This is a genomic window from bacterium (assembly GCA_040756715.1).
Classification (GTDB): Bacteria; UBA9089; UBA9088; order UBA9088; family UBA9088; genus JBFLYE01.
The window spans coordinates 1-10,299 of sequence record JBFLYE010000041.1 but is presented as its reverse complement, the minus strand read 5'-3'; the positions used below and the strand labels follow the sequence as shown (position 1 = coordinate 10,299).

The window sequence follows — 10,299 nt, the reverse complement described above, 5'->3', positions numbered from 1 at the left end:
CAAAATTCAACATTCAAAATTCATAATTTTATAAAGTTTTCCTTAAGATTATCTAAACACATACATTTTGTAAAGCGTTATGGAATTAACTATAAATTTTTAAAAGGAGGTTAAGGAGAAATGTTAAAAATAAGAATGATTTTTCTCCTTCTTGCCTCTTTCTTGGGATATTTAGCAGGAATAAGGATAGGTTCTCCTCCTATAGGAATATTAATCGGAATAGGCATAGGAGGAGGATTTATAGGATGTGAGTTTCTTTTAAGAAGGATAAAACCTAAAACCTTTTTTATATTATGCTTATGGCTAATAATAGGGCTTTTGGTGGCAAGCATAGGTTCTTCTTTTATCAAAGACCCTCTTCTAATACTTGGAATATCAATTGCGTCAGGATTTCTAGGAGCAAGCTTAGGTTATGAAAGATACCAGGAGGTTTTAGAATTATTTAAGAAGAAGGGGGAAAGAAAGAAGGTTTTAGATACAAGCATCATTATTGATGGAAGGATTGTTGATGTTATAAAGGCTGGATTTTTAGAGGGAGAAATTGTCCTTCCAAGGTTTGTCCTGAATGAGCTCCAAGCAATTGCAGATTTATCCGATCCCTTAAAAAGAAATAGGGGGAGGAGGGGTTTTGAGGTTTTAAAAAAGCTCAAGAAGGAAACAGCAATCCATATAATAGAGGAAGACCCAATAGGAGAGGCAAAGGAGGTTGACAGAAAGCTTATAATTCTGGCAAAGAAGATAGGGGGGGTAATATTAACCTGTGATTACAATCTTAGTAAGGTAGCCCAAATAGAAGGAATCTCTATCCTAAATATCAATGACCTTATTCAAGCATTAAAACCCATTATTCTTCCAGGAGAGGTATTTTCCATCCAGGTTGTAAAGGAGGGCAAGGATTTTGGCCAAGGGTTAGGCTATCTTGAGGATGGAACAATGGTTATTATTGAAGATGGTTCGGATTATCTTGGGAAAAAAATAAAGGCAGAGGTGTCCAATGTCCTTCAAAGTCCAACAGGAAGGATAATATTTACCAAAGTATCTAAATGATATTAAGGTATCCAGAGGATAGAAAGAGCATAGGAGAGATAAAAAATAGGGGTCTTGATGAGAAGATTATAGAAAAAACAAGGGAAATTATCTTATCGGTAAAAAAAGGTGGCGATTCTTCTGTTTTAAAATTTACAAAAAAATTTGATAAAATCTCCCTTTCCTCTTTAAGGGTGAATGAAAGGGAGATTTTTCTTGCCTACAAGGATATAAAAAGGGATGATATAGAAGCTATAAAGAAGGCGATTAAAAACATTAGCACCTTTCATAAAAGGCAATTGAGGAAAACCTGGAAGAAAACAGAAAAGGGAAAGATAATGGGTGAAATCATAAAGCCTATAAAAAGGGTAGGTTTATACATCCCAGGAGGCAAATTTCCCCTTGTCTCAACCCTCCTTATGACAGCAATTCCAGCAAAGATAGCAGGTGTTTCTGAGATTGCTGTAGCTTCTCCTCCACCAATAAACCCCTATATCCTTGGAATATGCTATCTCCTTAAAATCAATGAGGTTTATCAAATGGGAGGAGCCCAGGCAATTGCAGGCTTTGCTTATGGAACAGAGACGATAAAGGGGGTTGATTTAATAGCAGGACCTGGAAATATCTATGTAACCTCTGCAAAGAGGCTTGTTTTTGGTGATGTGGGAATTGACCTTCTGGCAGGTCCATCAGAAATTTTAATAATTGCAGATTATACTTGCAATCCAGAATTTGTAAGCCTTGACCTCCTTGCCCAGGCAGAACATGCAACTGGCGGATTTTCTATATTGATAACAAGCTCAAAAACCCTTGCAAGGGAGGTTGAAAAAAATGTAGGCAATAAGGCAACAATAATAATTACAAAAAATCTAAATGAGGCTTGCTATCTTTCCAATCTATTTTCTCCTGAGCACCTTTGTCTTTATACAAAAGAGCCAGAGAGACTTTTAGAGAAAATTGAAAATGCAGGTGCTATATTCCTTGGCCAATATTCCCCTGTTGCCCTGGGTGATTATATTGCAGGACCTTCCCATGTCCTTCCAACCTTACAAAGTGCGAGGTTTTTCTCAGGGCTTTCTGTATCCACATTTCAAAAGAGGATTTCCCTTATCTCCTATATCAAAGATGGGGTATTAGAGGATAAGGATGCTATCAGATTGGCAGAAATTGAGGGCCTTATAAAGCACAAAGAAAGTATAGAAAAGAGATGTAAATCCTAAAGAAATAACCTTTTGATTTTTAGGATAATGCATATTGCCTTATTCCCTTGAGGGTAAGGTCGGAGTCTATTAGATCAATCCCTTTTAGATGTGGGAGAAAAAAGTCTATTCCGCCCGTTCCAATAACCATTGCTCCCTTTATCCTTTTTTTTATCCTTCTTGTCATCCCATCTATCTGCTCAATAGCTCCATAAAATATACCAGATTGTATAGCAGATTTTGTATCATCTCCAATAAGCGATTTTGGCTCTTTAATCTCAACAGGAGAAAGAAGGGCACATCTTTTGAACAAAGAAGAAATTGATATCTCAATTCCAGGAAGGATAGCACCACCGATATATATGGAATCTTTATTTATGCAATCAAAGACCGTTGCGGTTCCTAAATCAACAATGATGATGGGAGGTTTGTATTGATCTAATGCAGCTAGGACATTTGCAATTCTATCCTGACCTATTTTTTCTGGGTTCTTAATGCTTGTCTTTATCTTATCGTATGAGACAAATCTAGGAGTAATCCCAAGGGTTTTTGCCCTGTCTAAAATTTCAGGATTTACCTTGGGAACAACCGAGGCTATACAGATTTCAGAGGGTTTTTCTCTTATTTTTTCAAACAAGGAGGAAGCTATACCAGTTGGAATACTATCTTTAAAGACGATTTTGTCGCCTAAAAACAAGGCAAACTTTGTCTTTGTATTTCCAATATCAATCGCAAGAAATAATTTTTTCTCTCTGTTTATTTCTCCTAGTTTAAAATTCATTATATACAGTTTTTCCCTCTTTTGTTTTGATAATAAGCCTTCCTTGCAGATCTATATCAATCGCCCTTCCAGAGATATTTTCAAATTGCACCTCTTTTCCTATTGTAATACATCTCTCCTTTATCATTGGGAGAAGGTCTAAAATCCCGTCAATATTTGTATAAATTTCATCTATACCATTTAGTATAGAAAAAAATAGAGCCTCAAGAGAGACCCCTTTTTTTAATTCCTCCTTTATGGATGTTGCATTTTCCGGAAGGAGCCCTTTATCTATATTTACATTTATCCCGATTCCCACAATTAACCAATTTACCCGATTTAATGATATATCTGATTCAATAAGGATACCCCCTATTTTCTTTTCCTTAACATACAAATCATTTGGCCATTTGGTAAAGCAAAAAAGCCCTGTCTCTTGCTTTATTGCCTCACTTATTGCAAAGGAAATCCCTAAAGAAAATAAAGGAAGGCTATCTACATTTAGGTTGTATGGGAATAAAATGATAGAAAACCAAAGACCTCCCTTAGGAGAAACCCATTCATCTCCCCTCCTTCCCCTTCCAGAGGATTGAATTTCCGAAATAACCACCTCTCCATCATTTGCCCCTGATAAAATAAGGCTTCTTGCTAAATCCTGTGTAGAGCCAATTGTCTCAAAGCGATGGATACTTCTTCCAATCTTATTTAGTAACAATTCTACTTTCTTTAAGTTCGGCTTCTTTTAATGCAGAGAAAGCATTAGAAAGAAGCTCTGTATGGTTTATTATAGAGCTGTGAAAGCTTGCACTCCCAATAATTATTGGAATATTTATCTGTCTTAAAACCTCTCTTCTTATCCTATTAGAAACAGCAAAAGCCTCTTTTTGGCCTATTCTATGGACAAGGAGATAGAATTTCTCATCCTTCATTGCCACAAGGTCTTCCTTTCTGGTTTGGAAATTAAGGACAAGCCCGAGCCTTTCTAAAAGAGAGGGATCTTTTATTTCACCCTCTATTTTAACAATTAAAACAGAGAATAGATCATTAAGCATCCTTGCCCTCTCTATCTCCCTTCTTATTGCCTCTTCAAAATAATAGTAGTTAAAGAGGCTGGTTACTTTATCTACGATAAGAAGCCTCTCTATCTCTCCTGAAAGATTAAAGTTTTCTATAATCAAGGAGGTTATGCTGGCTATGATTGTTGAGAACCTTTGTTCTTCAGGGCTAAATTTTCTTTCTTTCTTCCACCCTCCCATTAAAACACCAATCCTTTCTCCTTTTATAATAAGGGGAAAGATAATAAGGGAGACAATCCCCATTCTTTGATATGGGATAAGGGATTCTCTTTTCTCCCTGCCAATATTTCCCAAAACCAAAGGCTTTCCACTTTCCATTATCTCATTCATACACTCCCTTGTCTTTTCAGATTCTCCAATAAGGTTATCACCCGCAATCACCCTAAGCCTTCCTTTTTCTTTTCTCGCAATAAGACTAATCTCTGTCTTAAGGTATGAAGAAAAGGCAGAGATTATGGAAGAAAATGCTTCTCCTAGATTTTGGGTTCTATCTACTTTTAAGGAAATATTATAGAGTTGTTCAAGCTCTTTTCTTTCTTCCTCAATCCTTTCCTGCCTTTTACGCATCTCTTCCTGTAACATTGCTGCCCTTCTTGTTTCATATTCAACCTCTCTCTGGGCAAATCTTAGTTCTTTGGCAATATAGGACGAGATTGTCCAGATTCCAAAGAATATAGGAATTCTTATAAGAAAAAAGACCCATTCTCCCTTGTTTAAAAGAAAGATTAAAAGATAAAGGAGGGATATTCCAAAGGTAAGGCCAAAGGATGTGGTTGGTCTATAGTAGCAAGCTGAAAAGATAATAGGAAATAGAAAGAAGAGAAAAAATGGGCTTTTTGTTGTCCCAGTTCCTAAGATAATAGAGCTTATAAAAACTACATCCAGGGTGCTTTCAGCATAAGCTATATTTTCCCATTCTTTCTTTAAGATAAGGATTCTTGCTATAATGTTATATATGGTAAGGAGAATGATGGAGAGGAAAAGGTTTGGTTTATTTGTCCAATCGGGGTATTTTATCTGAAGGACAAGGATGGTTAAAATAAGAACAAACCATCTTATTCGGTTTGCGATGATGAATATTCTAGAGGGAAATTTTATTATTTTTTCCATTCCATGCAATAGTCCTATTTCCTCCTTTTTCCTTTGCCATGGTCATAGCCTTGTCTGCACAGAGAAGAATTTCATCAAATTTCTTTCCATCCTGCGGAAATGATGAAACTCCAATGCTTACAGTAATAGACTCTGTATTCTCAATAAGCACGGCTTCGCTTATACATTTTCTTATCCTTTCAGAAACCATTATTCCCTCCTCCTTATCTGCCGAGGGAAGGATAATGACAAATTCTTCCTCCCCAAATCTTGCAAGGAAATCCTCTTCCCTTAAAGAACCTGTAAGATTAAGGGCTAAAGCACAAAGTATCTGATTTCCCATATGATGTCCATATTTTTCATTGAAGTCTTTAAAATTATCTATATCTATCATAAGCAAAGAGAAGGGACAAGAAAGTCTCTCTGCTTTGTGGAGTTCCTTTTTCAGGGTTTCAATGAAATACTTGTAGTTATAAAGACCGGTTAGCTCATCTGTAATGGTCATTCTCTTTATCTCCTCGTTAAGATAGGCATTTTTTATAGACAAAGAGGTTCTACAGGCAATAAGAAGGAGAAATTTTAGATAATCTTCCTCTTTAAACTCCTTTGGATATGATGAAGCACAAGCAAATACCCCAAGCATTTCATTGTCAACAATAAGTGGAATTCCTATGTAGGAGGATGGTCCATCCTTAAATTGAAGAGAATCCCATTTTAACAGGTCATTTATAATCAATGGCTCTTTTTTCAAAGCAGTTCTTCCTATAATCCCCTCTCCGATCTTTATTTTTTCGGGAAGGGAAGGGGGGATATTTTTTGTTCCTCCTGTAAGCTTAAGGCTTCCATTTTTTTTCATAAGCCATATTCCAGATATATCGAGGTTTAAAAATGAAATTGTAGTATTACAAATATCGGCAAGTTGTTCGGAAAGACTAAGATCTCCTTGCGTTTTTAAGGAGATGTTATATACCTCAGAGAGAACCTTATTTTTCTTTTGAATGGCAACCACATTATGATGAAAGGCACGAAGTAGATACTTAATTTTTTCCTTTTCAATCTCAAGCTCCTCTCCCTGGCTTTTTATTTGCTGGTTTGAAAATATGCTTAATCCACAAGCAGCAAAGAGGACAGGGATTTTTAAACAAAGAATAGAAAGCATTTCTTTAAAATGGCTACCAGAAAGAATTGAGATAAGAAGGTAAAGGAGGCTTATTCCAAGGGTTATAAGTAAGGTCTTACCTGGGGAATAATAGATTGCAGAAAACATAATAATAACAATAAAGAATATCCAAAATGGGCTATTGTGTCCTCCGGTAAGGTAGATAATGCCTATAAGAAACATTGTATCCATTACAGTCTCCGCATAGCATATGTTTCTTGTCCTTTCGTAGATTTCTGGAAAGTTAAGAAACCTTGTTGATATATTGTAGATTAAAGAGATTACAAGAAGAAGGTAGATATTTGGCCAATTTTCAGAAGGAAAAGGCACAAGTTGAAGTCCCAACAATACAAAAGTAAGAAAAAGCCATCTTGCTTTATACGATATTTCAAGTGCCTTCTCGCAAAATATTATTTCTTTCATCGTCTCTATATTATTATAAGTTGTAGCTTTTGTCCTTTTCAAGTATTTCTTTTTTTATCATCCCGATTATTTTTCATTTGACACTTTCAAAGAATAAGGATAAAATCTTTTAAAATTTAAGATAAGGGGTGAGATTATGGATTGGGGAATGAAAAATCGGCTATCTCAGCTAATTCAGCCAGATAATAGGTGTATGTTTATGCCTATAGACCATGGGTATTTTCAAGGGCCAACCAGAAAGCTAGAAAAACCAGGGGAAACTATAAAGCCCCTTTTGCCCTATTATGATGCCCTTTTTGTAACAAGGGGGGTATTGCGTTTTTGTATAGACCCTAGTAATACCAAGCCAATTATTCTTAGGGTTTCAGGTGGAACAAGTATGGTGGGCAAAGACCTTGCCAATGAAGGAATTACAACTTCCATAGAAGAGGCTATCAGGCTCAATGCACAGGCATTGGGTATTTCTATATTTATCGGCTCTTCCTATGAAAAAGAGACCCTCTTAAATTTGGCTAAATTGGTTGATGAAGGCGAAAGATATGGTATTCCGGTAATGGCGGTTACTGCCGTAGGCAAAGAGCTTGAAAAAAGGGATGCCCGCTATCTTGCTTTATGCTGCAGGATTGCCGCTGAGTTGGGTGCTAAGGTTGTAAAAACCTATTGGTGTGAAAACTTTGAAAAGGTAGTGCAGGGCTGCCCAGTGCCAGTAGTTATGGCAGGTGGACCTAAGGTAGAAACCGAAAGGGAGGTTTTTAACTTTGTCTATGATGGAATACAAAAGGGCGCAATTGGCATTAATCTTGGCAGAAATATCTGGCAGAATGAAAATCCAGTAGGAATGATAAAGGCTTTAAGGGCGATTGTCCATGAAAATGCTACACCAGATAAGGCGGATGAAATATTTTTAAAAGAGAAAAATGGATAATGTAATGGAAAGGATAAGGCTAATAAGCGAGAGGCTTAAAAAGGAATATAAAGCAGAGAAGGTTATTTTATTTGGTTCATATGCAAAGGGAGAGCAGACAGAAGATAGTGATGTAGACCTTTTTATTGTTGCAGAAACAAAAGAACGATTTTATGAGAGGATGGCAAGTGTAAAGCGTCTGATAAGGGATTTGCGAAATGGCATTCCTATTGCTCCTATTGTCCTTACCTATAAAGAGCTTCAAAAAAGAATAGAAATAAAAGACCAATTCATAAATGAAATTTTGGAGGAAGGGGTAGAATTATGAAGGAAGCAAAAGATTCTCTTTATCCTCCAGATTGGATTAAAAAGGCACAAATGGACTGGAATAGGATGGAAAGGATGTTGGAGGATGAAGACCCAGAAGGAGCCTCCTTTTTTCTCCAACAGTCTCTTGAAAAATACATCAAAGCCTTTCTTCTTGGAAAAGGGTGGAAGCTCAAAAAGATCCATGAAATTGATTCTCTCTTAGACGATGTAGTGAAATATAATCAAAACCTTGAGCCTTTCCGTGCCTTATGCGAAAGGGTCTCTGGATATCTTCAGCGAACGCTATCCAGGGTTAGTAGAAGAAGGATTGACCTGCGAGGATGTAAAAAAAGATATTGAGGAGGCAAAGGGTTTTATTGAGGCTTTATTAGAGTGAAGGTTGGGGTTTACTATAATAATAAGGATATAAGGGTTGAAGAAAAACCTATCCCAAAGATTTCTGAGGGTGAAATCTTGATGAAAACAAGGGCTTGCGGGATATGCGGAACCGACCTTTTAGAATGGTATAGGATAAAAAAGGCACCCCTTATTTTAGGACATGAGGCAACGGGTGAGATTATAGAAAGCAGGTCAGAAAATTATAAAGTGGGCCAAAGGATATTTGCCTCACATCATATCCCCTGCAACAAATGCCATTATTGCCTTAATGGTCATCATACCTCCTGCGAAACCCTACACCAAACAAACTATGACCCAGGAGGATTTTCTGAATACATCAGGCTTTCAAGGATGAATGTAGAATTTGGTATATATTCTTTACCAGATGGTATATCTTATGATGTAGGAAGCCTTATTGAGCCACTTGCTTGTGTTATCAGGGCACAAAACCTTGCAAAGATTTGGGAAAGGCAAACTTTGCTAGTAATCGGGTGCGGTGTATCAGGATTGCTTAATGTAACTTTGGGAAAAATAAGAGGATTATATACCATTGGGGTTGATCTAAATGAATACCGTCTAAAAAAAGCAGAAGAATTTGGGGCAGACCTTGTTTTTAAGGGAAATAAGGAAAAAATCCTTGCTGATTGTGTTATCTTATGCTCTGGCAATCCAGAGGCAATAGATATGGCATTTTCATCTATTGATAAGGGAGGGGTCATTGTTTTCTTTGCTGTGCCTTCTCCCTCTTTACAAATTCCCTTTCCGATTAGCAATCTCTGGAGGCAAGAGATAACGATGGTTACATCCTATGGTGCAGGACCAAGGGATTTACAAGAGGCATTAAGGCTAATTAAAAAAATAGATGCAGAATCTATGATAACCCACAGGTTTCCTCTTGAAAAAATACAAGAGGGATTTTCTGTTGTAGAAGAACAAAAAGAATCAATGAAGGTGGTGATTGTCTTATGAAAATTGGCATAATTGGTTGTGGAAATATGGGTGGTGCGATTATCAAAGGGATTTTGAAAAAGGGTATCTTCAAGCCCGATGAAATTATCGCCTCTGATATCGAGAAAGAAAAATTAAAAGCCCTGGAAGATGAGCTTAAAATAAAAACTACCCAAAATAACCTTGAGGTCTTTCCTTTTGCCGATGGGATTATTTTAGCGATAAAACCTTACCATATGGGAGATCTTTTAGAGCAAATTAAGCAGGGGGTAAAGGGACACCATATAATTTCAATTGCCGCGGGGATTAAAACAGGTTTTATTGAGGAAAGGCTAAACAATGCAAGGATAATAAGGGTGATGCCGAATATGCCTTGTTTAATTTCTTGCGGAATATCTGCCATAGCAAAGGGAAAATATGCCGATGATTCTGATGTTTCCTTTGCAAAGATGATATTTTTTGCTTTGGGCGATGTTGTAGAGGTAGATGAAAACCTCATAGATGCTGTAACTGCCCTTTCTGGCTCTGGTCCTGCATATATCTTTGTTATAATAGATGCCCTAATCTCTGTAGGTGTGAAGATGGGGCTTTCAAGGGATATTTCTGAAAGGCTTGTTTTGACAACCATATCAGGCTCGGTTTTGATGATGAAACAAACAAAAAAGCACCCGGCAGAGCTAAGGGATATGGTTACATCCCCTGGGGGAACAACAATGGCAGCAATTGAGGTAATGGAAAAAGAAAACCTTTCGGGAATAATCTGGAAAGCGGTTTTATCCGCAGAAAAAAGGGCAAAGGAATTAGGATGATAATTTCGGATTTCGGATTTCGGATTGCGGATTTGCTTGGAATTTGGAATTTATTTACTTTGTGCCTTTGTGCCTTTGTGCTTTTGTGCCTAAATAGGACAGCTAAACGCATACTAATCTTGTTTATTCTTGCTTTTAACATTGGCTTTAGTCAAGAGGCAAAGAAAGAGGATATTCTTTTTCAAGAGGGTCTATATC

At 36.9% G+C, this 10,299-nt stretch carries 12 protein-coding genes; 8 read left to right on the top strand and 4 right to left on the bottom strand.

Features of this window, described 5'->3' with window-relative positions:
• The first annotated feature begins 120 nt into the window (after positions 1-120).
• Both AB1397_01585 and hisD read left to right on the top strand, forming a co-directional pair.
• Positions 121-1,047: a PIN domain-containing protein gene (locus tag AB1397_01585; GenBank protein ID MEW6481688.1), complete on the top strand. Its 927-nt coding sequence runs from the start codon at positions 121-123 to the stop codon at positions 1,045-1,047.
• Positions 1,044-2,246 carry a histidinol dehydrogenase gene (hisD, locus tag AB1397_01580; GenBank protein ID MEW6481687.1) on the top strand — a complete coding sequence of 401 codons (1,203 nt, stop codon included), beginning with the start codon at positions 1,044-1,046 and terminating at the stop codon, positions 2,244-2,246. Before AB1397_01585 ends, hisD begins: the two co-directional genes overlap by 4 nt.
• A 19-nt stretch (positions 2,247-2,265) precedes the next feature.
• On the opposite strand, the gene AB1397_01575 is transcribed toward hisD, so the two are convergent.
• Genes AB1397_01575 through AB1397_01560 form a run of 4 tightly spaced genes read right to left on the bottom strand, consistent with a single transcriptional unit; the run spans position 2,266 to position 6,732 of the window.
• On the bottom strand, positions 2,266-3,006 hold the full coding sequence (locus AB1397_01575; GenBank protein ID MEW6481686.1) for a type III pantothenate kinase: 741 nt from the start codon (positions 3,004-3,006) through the stop codon (positions 2,266-2,268).
• On the bottom strand, positions 2,996-3,700 hold the full coding sequence (locus tag AB1397_01570; GenBank protein ID MEW6481685.1) for a biotin--[acetyl-CoA-carboxylase] ligase: 705 nt from the start codon (positions 3,698-3,700) through the stop codon (positions 2,996-2,998). Before AB1397_01570 ends, AB1397_01575 begins: the two co-directional genes overlap by 11 nt.
• Complete coding sequence (locus AB1397_01565) at positions 3,687-5,171, bottom strand: GAF domain-containing protein (protein ID MEW6481684.1); 1,485 nt, start codon at positions 5,169-5,171, stop codon at positions 3,687-3,689. Before AB1397_01565 ends, AB1397_01570 begins: the two co-directional genes overlap by 14 nt.
• Positions 5,143-6,732, bottom strand: a complete 1,590-nt coding sequence (locus tag AB1397_01560) for a sensor domain-containing diguanylate cyclase (protein MEW6481683.1) — start codon at positions 6,730-6,732, stop codon at positions 5,143-5,145. Before AB1397_01560 ends, AB1397_01565 begins: the two co-directional genes overlap by 29 nt.
• Before the next feature lie 136 nt (positions 6,733-6,868).
• Here AB1397_01560 and lsrF point away from each other — a divergent pair, with 136 nt between their 5' ends.
• The 6 genes from lsrF to AB1397_01530 form a co-directional block, all read left to right on the top strand.
• Positions 6,869-7,657, top strand: coding sequence for a 3-hydroxy-5-phosphonooxypentane-2,4-dione thiolase (gene lsrF / locus AB1397_01555; GenBank protein MEW6481682.1), 789 nt, complete (start codon positions 6,869-6,871; stop codon positions 7,655-7,657).
• Positions 7,650-7,964, top strand: coding sequence for a nucleotidyltransferase domain-containing protein (locus tag AB1397_01550; GenBank protein ID MEW6481681.1), 315 nt, complete (start codon positions 7,650-7,652; stop codon positions 7,962-7,964). Before lsrF ends, AB1397_01550 begins: the two co-directional genes overlap by 8 nt.
• Entirely contained in the window at positions 7,961-8,305 is a 345-nt protein-coding gene (locus AB1397_01545; protein ID MEW6481680.1) for a HEPN domain-containing protein, read from the top strand. Before AB1397_01550 ends, AB1397_01545 begins: the two co-directional genes overlap by 4 nt.
• A gap of 33 nt (positions 8,306-8,338) precedes the next feature.
• Positions 8,339-9,313: an alcohol dehydrogenase catalytic domain-containing protein gene (locus AB1397_01540; GenBank protein ID MEW6481679.1), complete on the top strand. Its 975-nt coding sequence runs from the start codon at positions 8,339-8,341 to the stop codon at positions 9,311-9,313.
• Positions 9,310-10,101: a pyrroline-5-carboxylate reductase gene (gene proC / locus AB1397_01535; GenBank protein ID MEW6481678.1), complete on the top strand. Its 792-nt coding sequence runs from the start codon at positions 9,310-9,312 to the stop codon at positions 10,099-10,101. Before AB1397_01540 ends, proC begins: the two co-directional genes overlap by 4 nt.
• Positions 10,098-10,299 (top strand): hypothetical protein (locus tag AB1397_01530; protein MEW6481677.1); only part of this gene is annotated, 202 nt, incomplete at its 3' end. The genes proC and AB1397_01530, both read left to right, overlap by 4 nt.